General features: G+C 39.8%; 19 protein-coding genes. 12 read left to right on the top strand and 7 right to left on the bottom strand.

The features are described from left to right. Positions 1–80: 80 nt before the first annotated feature. Entirely contained in the window at positions 81–1,187 is a 1,107-nt protein-coding gene (locus KSK37_RS12775; protein WP_217201932.1) for an IS91 family transposase, read from the bottom strand. Then, the gene (locus tag KSK37_RS12770) at positions 1,171–2,040 is read right to left on the bottom strand and encodes a tyrosine-type recombinase/integrase (RefSeq protein ID WP_484825359.1); all 870 of its coding nucleotides are present in this window, start codon (positions 2,038–2,040) and stop codon (positions 1,171–1,173) included. The genes KSK37_RS12775 and KSK37_RS12770 overlap by 17 nt, the downstream gene beginning before the upstream one ends. Positions 2,041–2,412: 372 nt before the next feature. Between KSK37_RS12770 and KSK37_RS12765 the strand changes: the two genes are divergently transcribed. The 8 genes from KSK37_RS12765 (at position 2,413) to KSK37_RS12730 (ending at position 10,910) form a co-directional block, all read left to right on the top strand. Beyond that, positions 2,413–2,784: a hypothetical protein gene (locus KSK37_RS12765; RefSeq protein ID WP_217201930.1), complete on the top strand. Its 372-nt coding sequence runs from the start codon at positions 2,413–2,415 to the stop codon at positions 2,782–2,784. 237 nt (positions 2,785–3,021) lie between these two features. Continuing rightward, entirely contained in the window at positions 3,022–3,549 is a 528-nt protein-coding gene (locus KSK37_RS14090) for a hypothetical protein (protein WP_246566591.1), read from the top strand. A 364-nt stretch (positions 3,550–3,913) separates the two neighbouring features. Continuing rightward, positions 3,914–5,488, top strand: coding sequence for a T9SS type A sorting domain-containing protein (locus KSK37_RS12755; protein WP_217201929.1), 1,575 nt, complete (start codon positions 3,914–3,916; stop codon positions 5,486–5,488). Positions 5,489–5,677: 189 nt separating this feature from the next. Further along, entirely contained in the window at positions 5,678–6,259 is a 582-nt protein-coding gene (locus KSK37_RS12750; RefSeq protein ID WP_217201928.1) for a hypothetical protein, read from the top strand. A 207-nt stretch (positions 6,260–6,466) separates the two neighbouring features. Then, positions 6,467–8,809 (top strand): outer membrane beta-barrel family protein, encoded by a 2,343-nt coding sequence (locus KSK37_RS12745; protein ID WP_217201927.1) that lies wholly within the window; start codon positions 6,467–6,469, stop codon positions 8,807–8,809. Between the two features lie 166 nt (positions 8,810–8,975). Then, positions 8,976–9,515, top strand: a complete 540-nt coding sequence (locus KSK37_RS12740) for a YcxB family protein (protein WP_217201926.1) — start codon at positions 8,976–8,978, stop codon at positions 9,513–9,515. A 65-nt stretch (positions 9,516–9,580) separates the two neighbouring features. After that, entirely contained in the window at positions 9,581–9,973 is a 393-nt protein-coding gene (locus KSK37_RS12735) for a hypothetical protein (protein ID WP_217201925.1), read from the top strand. Between the two features lie 70 nt (positions 9,974–10,043). Then, a complete protein-coding gene (locus KSK37_RS12730; RefSeq protein WP_217201924.1) occupies positions 10,044–10,910 on the top strand; it encodes a hypothetical protein in 867 nt (288 codons plus the stop codon). A gap of 640 nt (positions 10,911–11,550) precedes the next feature. Here KSK37_RS12730 and lplA read toward each other — a convergent pair. The 3 genes from lplA to KSK37_RS12715 form a co-directional block, all read right to left on the bottom strand. Beyond that, positions 11,551–12,534, bottom strand: coding sequence for a lipoate--protein ligase (gene lplA, locus KSK37_RS12725; protein WP_217201923.1), 984 nt, complete (start codon positions 12,532–12,534; stop codon positions 11,551–11,553). Positions 12,535–12,685: 151 nt separating this feature from the next. Continuing rightward, entirely contained in the window at positions 12,686–13,252 is a 567-nt protein-coding gene (locus KSK37_RS12720) for a DUF2892 domain-containing protein (RefSeq protein WP_217201922.1), read from the bottom strand. A 58-nt stretch (positions 13,253–13,310) separates the two neighbouring features. Beyond that, positions 13,311–13,805 carry a dihydrofolate reductase gene (locus KSK37_RS12715; protein ID WP_217201921.1) on the bottom strand — a complete coding sequence of 165 codons (495 nt, stop codon included), beginning with the start codon at positions 13,803–13,805 and terminating at the stop codon, positions 13,311–13,313. A gap of 78 nt (positions 13,806–13,883) precedes the next feature. Between KSK37_RS12715 and KSK37_RS12710 the strand changes: the two genes are divergently transcribed. The 3 genes from KSK37_RS12710 to KSK37_RS12700 are packed head-to-tail and all read left to right on the top strand — an operon-like array spanning position 13,884 to position 15,704. Continuing rightward, positions 13,884–14,492 (top strand): LemA family protein, encoded by a 609-nt coding sequence (locus KSK37_RS12710; RefSeq protein WP_217201920.1) that lies wholly within the window; start codon positions 13,884–13,886, stop codon positions 14,490–14,492. After that, a complete protein-coding gene (locus tag KSK37_RS12705; RefSeq protein ID WP_217201919.1) occupies positions 14,492–14,920 on the top strand; it encodes a TPM domain-containing protein in 429 nt (142 codons plus the stop codon). Before KSK37_RS12710 ends, KSK37_RS12705 begins: the two co-directional genes overlap by 1 nt. Next, complete coding sequence (locus KSK37_RS12700; RefSeq protein WP_217201918.1) at positions 14,901–15,704, top strand: TPM domain-containing protein; 804 nt, start codon at positions 14,901–14,903, stop codon at positions 15,702–15,704. Before KSK37_RS12705 ends, KSK37_RS12700 begins: the two co-directional genes overlap by 20 nt. A gap of 96 nt (positions 15,705–15,800) precedes the next feature. Here the strand turns inward: KSK37_RS12700 and KSK37_RS12695 are convergent, their stop codons facing one another. Together KSK37_RS12695 and KSK37_RS12690 are read right to left on the bottom strand one after the other, a co-directional pair. Next, positions 15,801–16,160 carry a bleomycin resistance protein gene (locus KSK37_RS12695; RefSeq protein WP_217201917.1) on the bottom strand — a complete coding sequence of 120 codons (360 nt, stop codon included), beginning with the start codon at positions 16,158–16,160 and terminating at the stop codon, positions 15,801–15,803. 45 nt (positions 16,161–16,205) lie between these two features. After that, the gene (locus tag KSK37_RS12690; RefSeq protein WP_217201916.1) at positions 16,206–17,000 is read right to left on the bottom strand and encodes a head GIN domain-containing protein; all 795 of its coding nucleotides are present in this window, start codon (positions 16,998–17,000) and stop codon (positions 16,206–16,208) included. A 58-nt stretch (positions 17,001–17,058) separates the two neighbouring features. On the opposite strand from KSK37_RS12690, the gene KSK37_RS12685 reads away from it, so the two are divergent. Beyond that, positions 17,059–19,203 (top strand): M3 family metallopeptidase, encoded by a 2,145-nt coding sequence (locus KSK37_RS12685; RefSeq protein WP_217201915.1) that lies wholly within the window; start codon positions 17,059–17,061, stop codon positions 19,201–19,203. Positions 19,204–19,445: the final 242 nt, after the last annotated feature.

Raw genomic sequence — 19,445 nt, 5'->3', positions numbered from 1 at the left:
TGTGGCATTTGGTAGCCTTTGGAAGTGGTTTTCTGCGGTTTTTCTTCGCTGCAAAACACAGTTTCCCTTACCCGCAAAGCTTATTTCGCAGAGAAAGGTTGGGTGACGAAAAGAAAGTCCTGCGGCGGACCGCGCTGCCCGAAAACAGCGATGGCAAACAGGTTTCCTTCTTTACAACACCGGCATTTATTGAGCAAAGTCTTGGGTTTTGCTTCCGTAACCTGGATGTTTAAATCAGACTGTAAACTCTGCAGTTTCCCACGCTTCCAGCTGCTGCTTAAAATACCGTAATGCCGGATCCGCACAAACCTTTTGGGCAGGATATGAAGACTGAACCTTCGAGCAAACTCTTCGTTGCTGAGGGTCATTTCCTTTTTTTCGCCGCCTTTGCGGTAATCTTTGTAGCCAAAACGCACTTCCTGATCTGTCACTTCTTTGATCCGGTGGTTGCTGATGGCGACTTTGTGAGTGTATCTTCCCAGATATTCAATTACCTGTTTCGGGCCGCCAAAAGGACGTTTTGCATAGACGACCCAATTTTTGGAGAATAAGGCATTCATCAACGCTCCATCACCGTTTCCTGAAGCCCGAAGCAGCGCCACAAACTTGGCTCTGAACACTTTGCTCATCGCTTTTACACAGAAGAGATATTTATCCGTCCTTACTTTCTTTTTCCATTTCCCCTGTTTATTGATTCCACCACCCGGAACAATGCAGTGCAAATGCGGATGCAGACTTAAATTCTGTCCCCAGGTGTGTAAAATGGCAATCATTCCCAGTTGGATTCCTTCGGTGTTACCGAACTGGTTTAAAGTCGCCCACGCTGCTTCGAACAGGGTTTTGTAAATGAGTGTGGGATTTGCGATTGCCAAACCGTTCAGTTCTTCGGGAAGCGTAAAAACCAGATGGTAATAACTGCAGGGTAATAAATCCTGCTCGCGCTTCTGGATCCATTCTTCCTTTTTATGTCCCTGACATTGCGGACAATGCCGGTTTCTACACGAGTTGTAACTGATGGAGAGGTTTCCGCAACCGTCGCACGCATCGATATGACCGCCCAAAGCTGAAGTCCGGCAGTACGATAAAGCCCGAAGTGTTTTTTCCTGATGAACCGTAAAATTCTGAGTTGATAAATTGAGTTTGCGGAGAACTTCAGCAACAGTTCCGCCCTTAGTTCGGGTTTCCATTTTTGCGGCATAAAGCGAAAACGGTATCCAAAGGGCTGTGCGGTTTTTGCTCCGACAGTTGACAGACATGCAGGTATTCCATGGTCGATTCAATTCTTTCATGCCCCAGAAGTTTCTGAACCATGATGATCGGAACACCATCTTCCAGCAAATGCGTGGCATAGCTGTGGCGCAAAGTATGGGTGTGGACTTCTTTGGTGATTCCGGCTTTTTTTGAGATGGTTTTGATGACCCACTGCACGCCGCGCTGGCTGTAGCGGGAATCAAAGCCTGTACTTTTAGGAGTAAGAATGTCAATCTCTTCAATATTCCTGTTATGATTCCCATTGAATAAATACTGAACCGGATTCTCAACTTTAATAAAGGTTTTCAGTCCCCGAATTAAATGCTCGGATAAAGGAACATAACGGTCTTTCCGGCCTTTACCCTGAACCACATGCAGCATCCTGCGGTCGAAGTCCAGATGCTGAAGTTCGATATTTCTTACTTCCATACAGCGCAGTCCGCAGCCGTAGATGAGCCCGATGAGCAGTTTGTGTTTCAGGAGTTCTGCTGTTTGAAGCATGCGCCAAACTTCCTGCCGGCTTAAAACAGTCGGCAGTTTATTTACTTTTGGAATGGCGGGAAGGTGTAGAAAACTATAAGGCAAGCCTTCGGTCTTCAGCAGGAACCGCAGTCCGTAAACGGTGTGTTTGAAATAGGACTGAGAAGGGGTTTGGCTTCGTTGCTGGAGTTCAAACAAGTAATCTTTCACCTGTTCAGGATCCAGTTCCGTAGGAAATGTTTTGAAGTGCAGCGCCAGGGCTGCCACATGCCGGGAATAATTATCAAAGGTTCTGGGGCTCCTGCCCAGGATGGAAATATTTCTTTCGAAGCGTTGCAGGAGTTCGGCAAAACCGTTAACTTCGCTCGAGGCACGGTTCAGAAATTTGTTCGTTCTTACATCCTCCGGAGATTTTTTTTTGTAGCCATAGTAAATGTTTTGATTGTTAAAAAAACAAAATTACTAAAACGGCGAATCGAAAAAGCTACCGGAGGTTTAGTTCAACAAGGTATTTCTATTAGCGGGGCTGAAGTTTACCTCATAAAGATTTTCGCTAGTTGTTCTTTTAGTCATATTTACAAAGACCTTTTATCATAATCCCGGCCAACAAAAATACCAACCGTTAGCAGAAATGCCCAACAGACAATCGCAATATTCAAAATATAATAATTATTCGCCAAAATGAAATTCGCTTTTTCCTTTTTAGTTTTAATAACTTTATTTTCTTGTCAGAAGCAGAGAAAATTTGATAAGAATTTATGGAATAGCGATGATACTGATGACAGAATAAGTTATGAATTGCGATATGAAATGTTAGATGATTTATTAATGAAGTATAATTTGAAAGGTAAAAGCATTCAAGAAATTGAAAAAATTATAGGAAAGATTAATGAAAAAGGGCACGACGATCAGAAAGCACAAGACGCTCTAATCTACACAGTGTTAATAAAATGGCGCGGAATTGATCCTATCCAATACAAATATTTAAATCTTCATTTCAATGATCAACAAATTGTTGATAGTATTTTTATATCTGAAAGAAAAGGATTGTAGATTTAAAAATAATGAGAGTCGGCACATCTGCTAACATATTCTATAACAAAAAGCAAACAAAAAGCGATAAAATTAAGGTGCAAATTTATGCAGGTTCACAAAGTTTAATTTGGACTAGGTCGAACCGCTTCGCTAGGTTTCGTTGGATCACGGCAAAAATTCTGCACACCATTGCAGTCCAACAGAAATACCCAACCGTTGTCTGTAATCGTATGACGAAGATTTCACATAATCCCAATGAATAAAATTTTAGACTATTCCGTACTACAAAGCACTCAAAATGAACTTGAAAAAATTTCACATAATTTTCTCGTCAATAAAATCGAAGAAATTATAAAAAATTGTGAAATAGAGAAGCCTTTAAAACACAATAGAATTAAAGACATTGAAACTTCTAAATTTATTATTGACTTAAGCGATGACGAAATTGTTGAGATAATTGACATTTTTTCTGATTTGGAAGTATCATCTCTTAATGAAAATTATGAAGCAACAAATTCCACAAGTTTTTATGTGGATATTTTAGACAAATGGAATGAGTTACTTGATAGTAAAAATGATTTTCTGCCTGGAATGAAAGTAAAATTGAACGGTGAATATGGAATTGTTACCGATGAAAAAATTGAAAATAATTTTGGAATAATTCTTTGGGATACCGAAAAAAAAAATGACACTGAAAATTGGTGTGGACAATTTGGAAGTTTCAAAAAAATTGGTGGAATAATTATTTCTGAAAATAATAAATTTTCTCATATTAAGAATTAAAAACGCCCCCGCTCCCCCGATGCGCAAAGTCTCCTGACTTTGAGCCGAAATAATAATGTTTTTCACAATATCTAAAAGCCTGGGTTTACCAAATACTAGAAAATCTCATTTGTACTGTTGATAAAAAAAATGAGGCTTAAAGTTTATTTGTTGAATCGCGCAAAGTCAGTAGACTTTGCGCAGCAGGGGGAATAGAAAACTGTCTAAAAAGGTGTTTTATTAGTGAGTTTGAAATTTCATTACGAAGATTTTCGCTAATTGTTCTTTTTGTTATATTTACAAAATCAGTGATCACAATCCTGTCAACAGAAATACCCAGGCTTTACCTGCAATTGTAAAAAAAAATAATCCAATAAAGAACCATATGAAAACAAAATTTCTACTTTTTTACTTCTTCCTATTCGCTTCTATTGTCTATTCGCAGACGCCAACATTTTCCTGGGTCAATCAAACGAATGCTGCGGCAGAAGGTAATGTTACAGTTTCGGACTCTGAAAATGATATTTTCGGCAATTTGATCGTTACCGGATCCTTTTTTAACACGGCTACTTTTGGTTCTGCTTCGTACTCCGCTACCAGTGGACCACACAGTTATATCGCTAAACTTGACCATGTTGGAAATTTTATATGGACTAAATCAATCTCGTCCTCCGGAAGAATATTCAGCTACTCCGTAACCACAGATGCACAGGGAAGTATTTATTTAGTTGGAAACTTTAATGGTACTGCCACTTTTGGCACAACTGCTTTAATCTCTGGCGATAACCATGGAAGCGGTTCTGTTACCACCTCTTTCATCTGCAAATTAAATGCACAGGGTGATTTTTTATGGGCAAGGAAAATCGAAAAATTGGGAAGTTTAAGAGTTGGCGTGGATGCAGAAGGTAATCTTTTGTTTTTTACCCGGTTTTCGGGTTATCTAACTGTTGACCAGGTTGCCGTAACGGGAAATAATGATTTTTTAATTCTGAAATTAAATTCAAATGATGGGTCGGCAATTTTTGGAAAGGTAATTACTGATACTGGTGACGGTTCATTCTTCAGACCTTCACTAACTACAGATTCATCCAATAATATTTATCTAGCCTGCAGTTTTACAAATTCCGCAATAATAGGGGAAACTACAATCACGGGGAATTCTACAGCAAGTATCTTAATTGCAAAACTGGATAATAATGGAAACTTAGTTTGGGCAAAAGCAGTGGGTGGAAATGCCGACGATTATGGACAGGAAATCATGTTGGACAGTGAAAAAAATGTATATATATCCGGAAATTACTTTAGTAATTCATTAGATTTTGAAGGCCATACTATTTATAATAACGGTGGGCTGGAATCATATCTAACTAAAATGGACAATGCCGGGAATTTTCTGTGGGCGAAATCGTACGGATCCAACAGCGATGATCTTTTCTATCATTCTGTTGTTGATGCAGATGGGAATACGTTCTTAACATATGGCTCTTCAGTAAGCGCATATACGGCGAATTTAAGCAAGATTGCTAATAATGGGGCAACAGTCTGGAATAAAGTAATTCCCAATGCAGGAGTTAAGTCTTTAAGTCTAGATTCTTCCCAAAATTTATACTGTGCAGGGATATTTAAAAATACAATTAATGTAGACGGTTTTCTTCTTCAATCTATATCTGCCAATGATGTTTTTTTTGGAAAACTGGATACGTATTTGTATACGGATGAAATAGATGATCAAAGTTTTTCAATTGGACCAATTCCAGTAAATAATGATATATTAATTTCAGCTAAAAAAGAAGAAAATTTTTCAGTATCAATTTTTGATTTGAACGGAAGAAAAATTTTGACCAGAAATAACCTGGAGAAAAATGCACGGATTGACCTGTCCCGACTAACTCCGGGAACTTATATTTTAACAATTTCTACTCAATATAAAACGGTCAATAAAAAAATTATAAAAAAATAATAGAAAATAGGGAACACTGCAGTAACAGCGTATTTCTAATAGAGCGGCTGAAGTTTACATCATAAATATTTTCGCTAATTGTTCTTTTTGTTATATTTACAAAAACGGTTATCACAATCCCCGCCAACAGAACTAACCAACCGTTATACTGCATTTTAAAAAGGGACAATAAATCAACCAAACATACAATTGGACGAATTAATACTTATAGGACTTTTTATACTGGTATTCGTTGGACTTCCAGTTGGAGTTGGCTGTTTATTTTATTTCGTTCCAAAAAAGCTCGGTTATCCTAAGGCAGCTAAATATTTGGCAGTAGGCTATGGATTTTTAATCTTAATCTTTGCTCTATCTATGGCATTTGAGGACCAATTTTTCACGAAAAAAAACGCGGTAGAATTAGTTGAAGAGCAAGGCATAAAACTGACAGACGAATTTGATTTAACAGAAAATAAGTCCACGTCAGCAATCGGCGATTACTATCACACTTTTACGCTGAAAATCTCTGAACGTGACAAACAAAAAGCAATAACTAACATTAAAAGTTCAGAGAACTTCAAATCAGACAATAGGTCAATAGAAAATCTAATGTTGCACCCAGTTCCTAACAGATATTTTGGGAATAAAGTTACTCAAAACTACGAGACAGAAAACTCTTATGTTCGTGAATACTTTAAGCCCAGTGGACATGAAGGCTATGCACCAACATTCAGACGGATTTCGATAAATAAAGCGAATAATGAATTGACTTTCGAAGATATTAATGAATAGAAAAACTGCCTAAACAAGGTGTCTTATCAGTGGGTTTGAAGTTTACATCACAAAGATTTTTCGCTGATTGTTCTTTCATTATATTTATAAAAATCAGTGATAACAATCCCCCAACAGAATATTCATCCACTATCTCAACGAATAAAAATACCGCGGCATGTAACAGTTGATACCACTGAATTGTCTTGTTCGAAATGAAAAACAAATATGGGTCGTTTAAAAACTTCAATACTCTTTAAATCCGTTCATCTTCTCCTGTTTCTTTTGTGTATCAATGCTTTTGCCCAACAGGGAGATTTCAAAATAAATGGTACTATTACTAACAGCAATAAGGAGAAAGTTCCTTCAGCAGAAGTTTATCTGTTTACACCACAAAATGAACTTGTAAAAACGGCTATTGCTCAGAATGGAATATTTGAATTTACTCACTTAAAACCAGCTCAGTATTTTTTGAAAATTGATTCGGACAATGTAACGCAAAAAGAACCTGTTTTTGTACTTTCGGAAAATAAAACTTTTACAATCATACTCCAGGAAAAGATTTTGAATGTTGGTGAGGTTAAAATTTCAGGTAAAAGAAAAACTTTTCAGGTACAGAATGGAAATATCACTATCGATATTGCAAATTCAGCGCTGAATAAGGTGCCCACGTCTACGGATTTGTTGGCAAAGCTGCCTTTTATTTCAATTGATGCCAATGGAGAAGGGTTATCTATGGTGGGAAAAGGAGTTCCGCTGCTGTATATTGACCATCAAAAAGTTGATTTCGTTACGGCGTCGGCTCTTTCTGTTGATGATATTAAATCCATAGAAATGATCAGAAATCCCTCTGCAAAACATGAAGCGGAAGGAAAAGCAGTCATCAGAATTATATTGAAAAACAGTAAAAAGGAAGGCTACAAATTCACGCTTAATGAAACTGCCACATTGAACAAACGTTTCAGTAACAATCTTTCCGCCAATTTTCAACAAAAGAAAAATAAGACCGAATGGAAACTGAATGCAGCGTATAACCAAATTCAGCATTGGGAAAGCAACGGTTTTGAGTATTCGGTTCCGGATAAAAATATAAACTCTGATTATATTATAAAATCGATGACCAACCGTCCGCAGGTTATTTTGGGAGCCAGTTTATATCAGGATTTAAATGACGGTGATTATCTGACTTTTTCCGTTAATGCCAATTTAAGACCTGACAAAGGCCACAATAACACCGTTACGCATTATGAAAAAGACGGAGTAAAATCTCAGATATTAACCCTCAATCATCAGGACAGACAACGGGCCACCATCAATTCAATTTTTAATTATAATAAACAGTTAAAATCCATTGACGCCAATATTTTCGCCGGTTTACAGTTCACCCGGGAAAGCAATAATGTAGATCACGATTTTTATAATGATACTGATGATTCCGGATATATTTTCAGTCAGTTCAGGAAACAGAAAAATGCTGTCAATGCTTTTTCAGGAAGAATTGATATCGAGAAAAAAATACTCGAAGATTATCAGCTGGGATTTGGCGCAAGTTTTACAAAAGCAGATGCTGTTACCGATAATTTTACAGATTATAGAAACAGCAGTCCTGTGGATTATTTCAAATACCTTTTTAAAGAAGAAAACTGGGCGTCTTACGCAGAATTTTCAGGCGAAAAAGAAAAATTTGGTTTTAAAGCGGGTCTCCGTGTGGAAGCAACATCGGCCAATGGTTTTAACCAAATACTTAATGAAACGAATATCAAAAGAAACTACCTGGATTGGTTTCCAAGCGCAGAAATTTCTTTCAAACAAGACAAAGATTGTGTGTATACTTTAAACTTCAACCGGAGTATCTCCAGACCAGGTTATGGGGATTTGGCTTCAGGCGGTTTATACAGCAGTCCGTATGTCGAATACGAAGGAAATCCCAATCTTTTGCCCACCTACACCAATACAATCAGCGCAAGTGTAAATCTCAAAAAATGGGCTTTGAATGCTTCAGTGTATGAAAGTAAAAATCCTATCGGTTTCGGTCTTTTCTATGATGAAATTAAAAATATTTCCAAGTTTACGACCAAAAATTTTGAGAAAGAAAAGGGCGCAAGTTTAGGATTGGATGTTCCGTTTGAATACCGGTTTTTTAGTTCTCAAAACAGTCTGTCTTTAAATTATTCCGCCACTGAAGACCGCCTTGCGACCGTCAATAAATCAACTCCTTACGTCTATTTCTATTCTAACAATACCATTAAATTGGGAAAAGGTTTCCATTTCCTGTTAGACGGCTCCTGGATTACCAAAAGGACACAGGGACTTTATGAATACAATGAGATGCTGATCGTGAATTTAGGACTGACAAAATCTGTTTCGAATTTTGATTTTACCGTGCGGTACAATGATGTATTTAAACAGAACACTTTTATCCAGAAACTGAGTTATGATAAAATTGTTACCAAAGGAAGTTTTTACGGCAACACCCCTGTTTTTTCTGTAGGACTAAAATATAATTTCGGAAAAGTTTCGAATTCGGAATATAAAGAGAAACAGATCAATGAAACGATGGACAGGATTTAGCAATGGATTATTAAAGCGGCTGCAGGTGACAGGGAAAATCCAGGATTGAAATTTCATATCCTCAAGATTTTCGCTAATTTTTAGATTGTTATATTTACCAGACCGGTTATAATAATCCGCGCCAACAGAATACTTAATCAGTCAAAATTCTCAAACATCTGCAGTAATGAATTTTAAGCTCAGTTTAAACCAGGAAGATTATCTACAATACCAATTATATACCGCTTCAAAAAGTAGAATTTTTAAGCGTCAGAAAAAAACCTCGTTAATTATCCTTCTGCTGGCTTTTGTTTTGGTTACAGTAAATATTTATAATTCAAATCAAGAGTTTTTATGGTTCGCAATACTGTTTTTTGCAACAATATTGATTTTATTTCCTTTTTATCAAAGGTGGAAAATTAAAAATTATTATAGAAAATTTATAATTGAAAGCTATAAAGAAAAAATCGGTGTTGTTTCAGAATTCCGCTTTGATACCGAAAGTCTTGTTGTAAATAGTGTAATTGCTGAGTCTAAGCTAGGCTATAATAGTTTTGAAGAAATCAATGAAATAGCCGACTATTATTTTCTAAAACTAAAAACTGGCGAAAGCTTCATCATTCCCAAAGAGCAGATTCCCAATAAACCAGAATTTTCACAGTTTCTAACCAATTTGAAAAAAAATTATAATTTGAAAGAAAATGTTGAATTAAATTGGAAATATTAAAGCAACTCTGCTAACTTGACCGTGAAAAAAAAATACATTATTCAACTGCTGTTCCTTTAAAAAAAATGAATTATAAGACCTCAATACTTATTCTGCTAGGGCTGCTTAGTGCGGTAATACTTTTTCATACTGCTGTCATCGCGAAAGCAGTTCCCTATGATATTGCCTGGGGCGGAAGACTTCAGAATGATTCGGAAATGTATGTTTTTGAAAGTGTTTCCATCCTGATCAATCTTTTTTTAGGGCTTCTGTTGTTAATGAAAGCGGACTGGATAAAATTTAAATTTAAGGAAAAAGCAACAGATTTTATGCTGTGGATTTTTCTTGCTTTATTCGTTCTCAATACGGTCGGTAATATTTTCGCAAAAACAAACTTTGAAAAGTGGTTTGCTGTTTTGACTTTTGTTTTCGCAATCCTGATCTGGACCGTTTTAAAAAAGAAACGGTTTACCTCATGAGTTAAAAAATTTCTGAACTAAGGTAAAAGCAGAGCGGAATTATCAATACTTTATTATAATTTCGCGCTTTATGCTGATCAAACATTTCTTCATCATTTTCTTAATGTTGTCTTCAGGAATGAAAGCAGAAACTTTCATTTCCCAGCCGGGTTATGTTTTGAATTCTATCCAGACCGCTGCGGTATCCGGGTTTTTCCATGAAAAGGATCCGGCGGAAAAAGCCACACTTTATCCAGCACATGAGACGCTCAAAGGAAAAGAAACCTATGTATGGGCCTCCTTTTTTAACAGCCACAGCAATGCTGAGCTTATGCATCTGCTTAACCGCTGGAAGATCCGCACCCTTTTCCTGTCAGTGACCGCCGAGACCGACCGTGCCAAGCTGAAGGAGTTCCAGAAGATGGCGGCCTCCCGGAAAATCGATCTCCACTATCTTATCGGTGAAAATTCTTATGTCACGTCCGACCATGGTTTTGAAGATTTGCTTGTGCTCCTTAATGAAGCTGAATCTTTGGGTTTCAAAGGCGTACACCTTGATATCGAACCTCACACCTTCGATGATTATGAAGAGGAAACGGAATTATATGTTAAAAGGCAGATCTCCCTTTTTGAAAAAGCGGCTGAATGGAGTTCCTTCAGAAATATAAAATTGAGCGCCAGCGTGCCGATGCATCTTCCTGCAGAAGTGGCTGCTTCACTTTACCTGCACCGGGTGACGGCTTATATAATGGCTTATGACTATCTTTCTCTGGAAACAAAAATTCTCAAGACTCGGCAGATCCGGAGTATTTTAAAAAACCGTTACCGCTGGGTCTTTCATCTGGAGGATTTCTCAGGTATCAAAGAATTGGCGGATGCTGAAAAAACATTAAGAGTGCACCATATTAAAGCCTTCAGCTACTATGATCTTTCGCAGATGGAAAATTTTGGGCGGTAGACCTGGGAAGGGAAGCTGGATGCGGGGTGTTGGGTGCTGGATGTTTTTACCGATATTATTATTGTGGCAGAACCGACGTTTTCCTTATTAATTTGGTTTTTGTTGATGAAAATGCTCGCATTATAGTACTTTAATAAAACGCTTGCTGATCAAGCAGGTTGGTATTACTTATTACTTATTGCTCATTACTCATTACTCATTGCTTATGAGCTGCTGGGAAGCTGGATGTTGGATGTTTTCTGATATTATAATGTGGTGGGAGAACAGCCATTTTCCCGTTTTGTTATTTCGGACATAGATCAGCAAAAAAAATTCCAGCAGTTTTACCCCAACCCTAAAGGGAACCTGCTGGAATTTTTTAAAAGAGATAGAAAAAAGAAGAGTCTGTTTATTATAAAAAACGGGACTTTCTTGAAAAACCAAATTCACTCCCTTTTTTATGCTGAGCCTGTCGAAGTAAGGGTCGGGGAAAATGAATTTGGTTTTTGTTGATGAAAATGCTCGCATTAAACTACCTTAATAAAACGCTTGCTGATCAAGCAGGTTGATATTACTTATTGCTCATTACTCATTACTCATTACTCATTACTCATTGCTTATGAGGTGTGGGAAGCTGGGTGCGGGGAAGTAGGGGCAAAAGCTATTTAAACGCTTCAAGTATTTCCTCAGGCGTCACCTTTCCGAAAAAGGCCGTCAAATCATTCGCTTCAAATACTTTTGCGAGTTCAGAGGCTTCATGTTTCCTGCCGATAAGCTGCGTTTCGAGGTTTTCAATGGGTTCAGAAGCGAAAAAATCTCCGAATATTTTGGCTTTTTCAATATTGCCTTTTACCACGTCCAGATGGACTTCGATAAATCCGGCTGGTATTTTGATGGCTTTCCGGAAATTATAATTGGGTGAAAAACCGAAATTCCAGTCCCAGGTTTCGTATTTTTCTTTCATGAGTTGCCCAATTCCGGCATGGTCTTCCGGGGTGAGTTCGTACCGTTCTGCCTCCGGACTGTTTTTAATGATCTCTGCGGTGAGCAGATTCTTAAGGTGTTCGGTGGTGGTCTCCTTGGGAAGATAATGAATGAGGTTGGTCACCCGCGAACGGGTCGATTTTGTTGCCTTGTCGGTGAACTTAAGCGGGTTTACTTTCAGGGCTTCACTCAGGATTTCCATTTCGGAATTTAAAAGGATGGTGCCGTGCTGAATCATTTTTCCCTGTCTCGCAAGCTTGGCGTTGCCGCTGAATTTTTTGCCGTCGACCAGAAGGTCATTGCGCCCCTGCAGCACAGCAGGCACTTCGAGACTGTTCAGCAGGCTGAGGACCGGTTTTGTAAACTGGGAAAAATCTCCGAAATCATGATCAGCGAGCAGGGTATGGAAAGAAAAATTCAGGTTGCCCAGGTCATGGTATACCGCGCCGCCACCCGACATCCTCCTTACGACTTTGATTTCTTTTTCCTGCACATAATCCAGATTGATTTCGGCCAGGGTATTCTGAAATTTCCCCACGATGATAGAAGGGGCGTTAACGTAGAGCAGAAAAAGATCTTCGGCAGGAAACCTGGTCAGCAGATATTCTTCAGCTGCAATATTAAAATAAGCGTTGTGGGAAGGGGAGTCGATGAGGTACATGTCTGTAATGATTTAGTACAAAAATACGGGAATTTTTGCTGCTGATTTCACTGAATTTGGTATTTGCAGGCAAACTTCCGCGGGATTGTAAGGATTTCCACAAAAAAATCCTGAAAACGATTCAGGATTTTATGATTTTTAGGTGTTTAATTTAAGAGAATTTGCCTCTGTTTCTCATGTTCGGGTTGTGCATGTGCTTCTGCATTGTTGGCATTTTAAGCTGGTCTTTCATCATTTTAATCTGATCGGTCATCATTCCGGCGGTATCCAGTCTTTTTGCTTCTTCCAACAGTTTCTGGGCTTCCTGCTTTCTTCCTTTCTGCATAGCTCCGGCAGCGATATTGAGGGTGGCCATGGCGCGGTCGTGTTTCATGTTCAGTCCGTATTCAAGGGCTTTTCTCATATAAGGCTCCACTTTTCCGGGGTTTTCCTGGGCTAAAGTAAGACCCTGTAAATAATGGAAATATCCGTATTGGGATTTGTGAAGCTGAGATTCGAAACTGGTGATTTTTGAAAGCCAGTGTGAGGCTTTTACCATATTCTGCTTTCTGAGGTACCAGAATGCGGCAAGGATAAATTCATTTTTAAAAAATAAAAGAATGGGAATGGCAGATAAAATTACCAGAACGATTCCCCAGCCAATATTTCTGTTCATCATGAGATAGCCTCCGGCAGCAATTATCAAAGCGGCAATAACGAATTTTATGTATTTGTTCATTGTTCAAATTTTGAAGTGCAAAGATAATAATTTGCGGTGGATGACGAAAACCGGGATCCTAAAGTTTTTCTTTTCTTTCATAAGTTTGAAAACAGAAATCGTAACTGTTTTTCTCATCTTTTTCATGGCAGGTTTCAATGGTTTTTTTCCAGATTTTGGGGTTGATTTCCGGAAAGAAGACATCCGCTTTTAGGTTCGCTTTCACTGAAGTAACTTCCAGTTTATCTGCCAAATCAATGGTTTGTTCATAGATGTTTCCGCCTCCGATGATGAAAATGTCCTCATCCATTTTTTTGGCAAATTTCAGGGCTTCCTTCAGGCTTCCTACAATGAGGATTCCTTCTTCAAACCAGTCTTTTTTTCTGCTGACTACAATATTGGTGCGGTTGGGGAGCGGTTTTCCGATGCTTTCATAGGTTTTTCTGCCCATGATCACGGGATGCCCGGTGGTGATTTCTTTAAAATGTTTGAGATCTTTCGGTAAATGCCAAAGTAACTGGTTTTCAGCTCCAATTTCATTGCCTAAGCCCATTGCCACCACAATTGTTGTCATTTTTTTTAAATTTTTACAAATTTAGCACTTAATTTGTATATTTGGGTAGCGAATATCAAACATTAAAAATAGTAAACTATGAGAAACAGAGGTTGTATGAGCGCCGGAACCATCGGTATTGCTCTTCTCGTCATTGCCGTCGTCTTATTTTTCTGGGGCAAAAACGGATATAACACATTTACAGCAAAAGAGCAGACCGTAAATACCAAATGGTCGAATGTAGAAACCGTTTATCAAAAACGTGCGAACTTAATTCCAAACCTTGAAAGAACAGTGAAATCGTATTCTCAGTTCGAGCAGGAAACCCTGACCAAAGTAGTGGAAGCCCGTTCCAAAGCGACCTCTATGACGATAGATCCAACGAATATGACTGAAGCGGATATGGCGAAGTTCCAGGCAGCACAGGGAGAGCTGAGCGGCGCGCTGAGCAGGCTGATGGCCGTGGTGGAAAGTTACCCGAACCTGAAAGCGGATCAGCAGTATATCAATTTCCAGAGAGAATATACCGCGATTGAAAACAGCATCCGAAGCGAAACCGTTTACTTCAATGAAGCTGCGCAGGATTATAATACGTCCATCAAGACTTTCCCGAACAATATTCTGGCGAATTTCACGAACTTTAAAGAAAAGCCGTATTTCAAAGCGGCAGCAGGAGCTGAAAAAGCCCCTGAAGTATTCAGCAATTAATGAACAGTTACCTAACAGACTGGCAGATGGCTTCCCTGGTGGAAGCCATTCAGTCAGCAGAAAGTCATTCTACCGGCGAGATCAGGATTCACATCGACTCCAACTCGGAGGGGAATAATGCTGAGATTGCTTTTGAAGTTTTCAAAAGACTCTGCAAGGACAAAACTGCTGAAAGAAATGCCGTGCTTTTTCATATCAATTTTGAACAGCATTATCTTACGATCATTGGTGATGCCGGAATCCATGCAAAAGTTCATCAGAATTTCTGGGACCGCATGCACGACAGAATTTCCGCGGAATTTGCCAAAGGAAATTATCATGAAGGTCTGAAAAGCGCGGTGATGGAAACCGGTCACGAACTCAAAAAATATTTCCCGGTTACGGGAGAAAATCATAACGAACTGTCGGATGAGATTACCTTCTCTTAAAAGTTTTCTTGCTTTTTTACTGCTCGGCTTAAACCTGATTGTTTTTGGCCAACTGGTGCCTGCGAAACCTGCGAAAATTTTTCCGGTGACGGATGAGGCAGGTCTGTTAACCGCAGCAGAGAGAGAGCAGCTTAACCAGAAACTTATTAAATTTCACGATTCCACTTCTACAGAAATTGCGGTGATTATCATCCCGACGACCAAAGGAGAAGACGTCAATTATTTGGCGACCATGTATGGTGAAAAGTGGGGAATCGGGGAGAAAAAGCAGGATAACGGAATTGTTTTCCTGATTGCTACGGAAGACCACACCATGTCCATTCAGCAGGGAAGAGGAGTGGAGCAGTATTTAACTGCATCAGTGGCCGGACAGATTCTTGATTATCTGGTGACTCCCAATTTTAAGCAGGGACTTTGGTATGAGGGCATCAACCGCGGTACAACTGCCTTAATGGAAGTAGTGCAGGGGAAATTCAAACCCATTGTAAAAGATACTTCGGGCAGTGAAGGACTCAGCAGCTTTCAGATTCTGCTTATTGCTTTTTTCGTCTTTCTTGTCCTGAGCGTCCTGTTCAAAAATAAAGGCGGCGGCGGAAACAACGGCGATGATGACGACGTCATCCTTTCCCGGCGCGGAAGAAGAACCTATCCGGGCGGATTTTTCCCTTTCCCGGGAAGTTTTGGCGGCGGCGGTTTCGGTGGAGGTTCCGGAGGCGGCGGTGGATTCGGTGGCTTTGGCGGCGGCGGAAGTTTCGGCGGCGGCGGTGCTTCAGGCGGTTGGTAAATTATTCAGAAACAGAATAACAATATAAAACTCAGTCTTCACAGACTGAGTTTTTTGTTTGGATTTATTGGCGTCCATTGATTTTAAAGGACGAACTTAAAATGCTTTTTGTCCGAAAGTGAGCAGATTGTGATCCGGATCGAGGATGGAAAATTCCAGTTGTCCCCATGATTTCAACGCTAAGCTTCCGTTGGGATGAACAGGTATTCTGTGATCTAAATAAAACCTGTACAAATGGTGGATATCATCGGTTCTGATATAGATCTGGCCATCGTTTTCCAAAGGATTCATTTCTCTATATTCGAAAAAATGAATCTCAATCTGACCTTTTTTCACCATCAGATAGCCTGGGAAATCCTGAGTTCCCACTTCCTCAAAACCTAAACGGTTGAGGTAAAAATCACGTGTTATCTCTTTGTTACGCATGGGTAACTTGGGAATAATATGGGTAAACATACGCAGGAACTTATGAATTATAAAAATGGCGTGCTCATTATTCAGCTATTGAATAGAAACGCTTCCCCCGCTGCTCTCTTTCTGGCTGATGACATTGAGATTTCCTTTGCGCGTAATGGTGATGTCACCGGCAGAACTTGCTGAAGCATTCAGCTCGCTGCTGACCGAAAGGCTTACACTTCCGCTGCTTGAAGCTTCTATTTCAGCCGTTTCAGCGACCACATGCTGTGCATTGAATGTTCCTGATGAAGAGGCTTCAATCTCTGCATTTTTTGTTTTTCCCGAAACGGTGATTTCGCCTGAAGAAGTCACTTCAGATTTCAGATGTACTGCCCATATTTCTCCGGAGAAACTTCCGGAACTCGATACGTCTATAGACATGTCGTTGGCTTCCAGATGGCCGGAAATGCTTGCGGAACTTGACACTTCGATGGCTGTTCTGTCCTGGGTGAATTTGTCTTTCACATTGATGCTGGCAGAAGAGGTGGCTTCTATTTTTGAAAAGTCTTTTGTATAGATTTTTGCCCGCACATTCCTTGATGAAATGTTGATTCCGGGTTTAAAATGAATATACAACTTTCCGCCGGAATTTTCCACCAGAATATCATCGATGATATCGGAAGGAGCGGAGATGACCACTTTTTCCTCATTTGATTTGAGCACTTCTGCATCGATCGACTGCGTTACTTTAATCTCGTCAAAATTCATTTTAAATTCACGGTCCGTGACCGGTCCTTTTCCTTCTTTCTGGGTCACGTTAAAAGAAAATCCGTTGTCATATTTTGCGTTACACGAGAGTAACAGGGAGGCCAGAGCCGCAGAGATAAAGAGTGTTTTCATGAAATCAGTTTTTATTTTGTTTAAATTTAATACCTTTACTTTAATTAACAGTTTAAAAATGAAAAATATTACATCCGTATTATTAATTTCTTCTCTGGCGATGACTAGCGCCTGTACCACAATGAAAAATACCGATACCCAATCCACGGAGATTCCTGCTCCCGATGCAGCTTTAGCTTCTAATCCTTTTATGAAAAAAAGCAGCCTGCAGTATCAGGCACCCGAATTTGACAGGATAAAAGACGAACATTTTAAACCTGCTTTCGATTACGGAATGAAAGTGCAGCTGGCTGAAATTGAAAAAATCGCCAGTAATCCGGCAGCACCGACTTTTGAAAATACGCTTCTGGCGCTTGAAAACAGCGGTGAAGTGCTGAAGAGAGCACAGCTTGTTTTTTATAATCTCACGGGCTCCAATACCAATCCCACGCTGCAGAAGCTGGAAGAAGAGTACGCGCCTATATTCTCCGGACTCAGCGATAAAATTTATCTCAACGAGAAACTGTACTCCAGGCTGAATGCGATTAAAACCGACGGTCTTGGATCTGAAGAAAAAAGACTGCTTGAGCTTTATAAAACCAACTTCGAAATTGCCGGCGCGAATCTATCTGCCGAAAACAAGGAAAAGGTAAAAAAAATCAATGAGGAACTGGCGACGCTTTCCACCCAGTTTTCCAATAAATTACTGGATGCGAGAAAAAACGGTGCAGTTCTGATCACTGATGTGAAAGAACTTGACGGGCTTTCCGCTGACGAAATCGCTGCCGCTGCTGCAGATGCCAAAACTGCGGGACAGGAGGGTAAATATCTTCTTACTTTACTCAATACCACCCAGCAGCCCCTTCTGCAGAATCTGAAAAACAGGGCGACCAGAGAAAAACTTTTCAAAGCTTCCTGGTACAGAGCCGAAAAAGGAAACGCTGACGACACCCGGAGTATCCTGGAAAGACAGGCAAAACTGAGAATGGAAAAAGGCCAGCTTCACGGTAAAAAATCTTTCGCTGAATGGAAGCTTCAGGACCAGATGGCCAAGACTCCTGAAAACGCGATGAACCTTCTGGCGCAGCTTGCAAAACCTGCCGTGGCCACCGCAAAGAGAGAAAGTGATGAAATTCAGGCGCTGATTGATCAGCAGAAAGGCGGATTTACCGTAGAACCCTGGGACTGGAATTTCTACTCAGAGCAGGTGAGAAAAGCGAAATATGATTTGGATGAAAACCAGATCAAACCTTATTTCGAAGTACGTACTGTACTGGAAAAAGGGGTTTTCTATGCTGCAGAAAAATTCTACGGCATTACTTTTAAAGAAAGGAACGACCTGCCAGTATACCATCCTGATGTGACGGCGTATGAGGTTTTTGACAGAGATGGAAAATCCCTTGCCATATATTATCTTGATTTCTATACCCGCGACAATAAAAACGGCGGTGCCTGGATGAGCAATTTTGTAGAACAGTCGCATCTGCTAGGCCAGAAACCGGTGATCGTGAATGTTTTCAATTTCCAGAAACCTGCGGAGGGAAAACCTTCTCTGATTTCTTATGACGATGTTTCCACCATGTTCCACGAGTTCGGTCACACGTTACACGGGCTTTTTGCAGACCAGAAATATATTTCCATTTCGGGTACCAATACCCCGCGTGATTTTGTGGAATTTCCTTCCCAGATCAATGAATTTTTCGCGCTGGAACCTTCAGTCCTGAAAAATTATGCCCTTCATTATCAGACCAAACAGCCGATGCCACAGGCTTTGGTTGACAAAATCAAGAAAGCGGGAACGTTCAACCAGGGGTATTCTACCACCGAGCTTGTTTCTGCCGCTACGATTGATATGAACTGGCATTCGGTGACCGATGCATCGCAGTTCAAACCTACTTTAGAATTTGAGAAAGAGGTTTTGGCTAAATACGGTTTTAATTTGAAACAGGTTCCGCCAAGGTATCATTCGCCTTATTTTGCCCACATCTGGGGCGGCGGTTATTCTGCAGGCTATTATGCTTATATGTGGAGTGATTTATTAAATGCTGATGCGTGGGACTGGATTTCCACTCATGGCGGAATGACCAGAGAAAACGGCGACCGTTTCAGAAAATATATCCTTTCGGTAGGAAATTCTGTTGATTTAAATCAGGCCTTTAAAGATTTTACAGGAAGAACCCCGGATATTAAACCGCTGTTGAAAAATAAAGGATTTATTAAGTAGAGGAAGGCGGAAGGCGGAAGATGGAAGATGGATGTTTGATGTCAGAGTTCCGCTAGATTATAATAAAACCGTTCAGAGTTTCTGAGCGGTTTTTTCTTTTGGGAGGAGTAGTGAAAGATCTTCTAGCCCGGATTGAACGGCATGTCTGAGCTCTTTTTGCTTATGGGAGGAGAATTTTTCGCGGAGAAAAATCGACGAAAGCCCTGCGCGCCGGCAAGCAAAAAAGCGAGTAGTGAAAGCCG

Source organism: Kaistella soli (assembly GCF_019038595.1).
Lineage (GTDB): Bacteria > Bacteroidota > Bacteroidia > Flavobacteriales > Weeksellaceae > Kaistella > Kaistella soli.
This window is presented reverse-complemented; position numbering and strand designations above follow the sequence as displayed.

Bases quoted from the DNA above. Each gene is read 5' to 3' on its own strand.
- KSK37_RS12685 (WP_217201915.1), top strand. From the start codon at position 17,059: ATGAAAAATATTACATCCGTATTATTAATTTCTTCTCTGGCGATGACT.
- KSK37_RS14090 (WP_246566591.1), top strand. From the start codon at position 3,022: ATGAATAAAATTTTAGACTATTCCGTACTACAAAGCACTCAAAATGAA.
- KSK37_RS12745 (WP_217201927.1), top strand. From the start codon at position 6,467: ATGGGTCGTTTAAAAACTTCAATACTCTTTAAATCCGTTCATCTTCTC.
- KSK37_RS12690 (WP_217201916.1), bottom strand. From the start codon at position 17,000: ATGAAAACACTCTTTATCTCTGCGGCTCTGGCCTCCCTGTTACTCTCG.
- KSK37_RS12695 (WP_217201917.1), bottom strand. From the start codon at position 16,160: ATGTTTACCCATATTATTCCCAAGTTACCCATGCGTAACAAAGAGATA.
- KSK37_RS12700 (WP_217201918.1), top strand. From the start codon at position 14,901: ATGAGATTACCTTCTCTTAAAAGTTTTCTTGCTTTTTTACTGCTCGGC.
- KSK37_RS12720 (WP_217201922.1), bottom strand. From the start codon at position 13,252: ATGAACAAATACATAAAATTCGTTATTGCCGCTTTGATAATTGCTGCC.
- KSK37_RS12730 (WP_217201924.1), top strand. From the start codon at position 10,044: ATGCTGATCAAACATTTCTTCATCATTTTCTTAATGTTGTCTTCAGGA.
- KSK37_RS12755 (WP_217201929.1), top strand. From the start codon at position 3,914: ATGAAAACAAAATTTCTACTTTTTTACTTCTTCCTATTCGCTTCTATT.
- lplA (WP_217201923.1), bottom strand. From the start codon at position 12,534: ATGTACCTCATCGACTCCCCTTCCCACAACGCTTATTTTAATATTGCA.
- KSK37_RS12735 (WP_217201925.1), top strand. From the start codon at position 9,581: ATGAATTATAAGACCTCAATACTTATTCTGCTAGGGCTGCTTAGTGCG.
- KSK37_RS12710 (WP_217201920.1), top strand. From the start codon at position 13,884: ATGAGAAACAGAGGTTGTATGAGCGCCGGAACCATCGGTATTGCTCTT.
- KSK37_RS12705 (WP_217201919.1), top strand. From the start codon at position 14,492: ATGAACAGTTACCTAACAGACTGGCAGATGGCTTCCCTGGTGGAAGCC.
- KSK37_RS12740 (WP_217201926.1), top strand. From the start codon at position 8,976: ATGAATTTTAAGCTCAGTTTAAACCAGGAAGATTATCTACAATACCAA.
- KSK37_RS12775 (WP_217201932.1), bottom strand. From the start codon at position 1,187: ATGGAAACCCGAACTAAGGGCGGAACTGTTGCTGAAGTTCTCCGCAAA.
- KSK37_RS12715 (WP_217201921.1), bottom strand. From the start codon at position 13,805: ATGACAACAATTGTGGTGGCAATGGGCTTAGGCAATGAAATTGGAGCT.
- KSK37_RS12765 (WP_217201930.1), top strand. From the start codon at position 2,413: ATGAAATTCGCTTTTTCCTTTTTAGTTTTAATAACTTTATTTTCTTGT.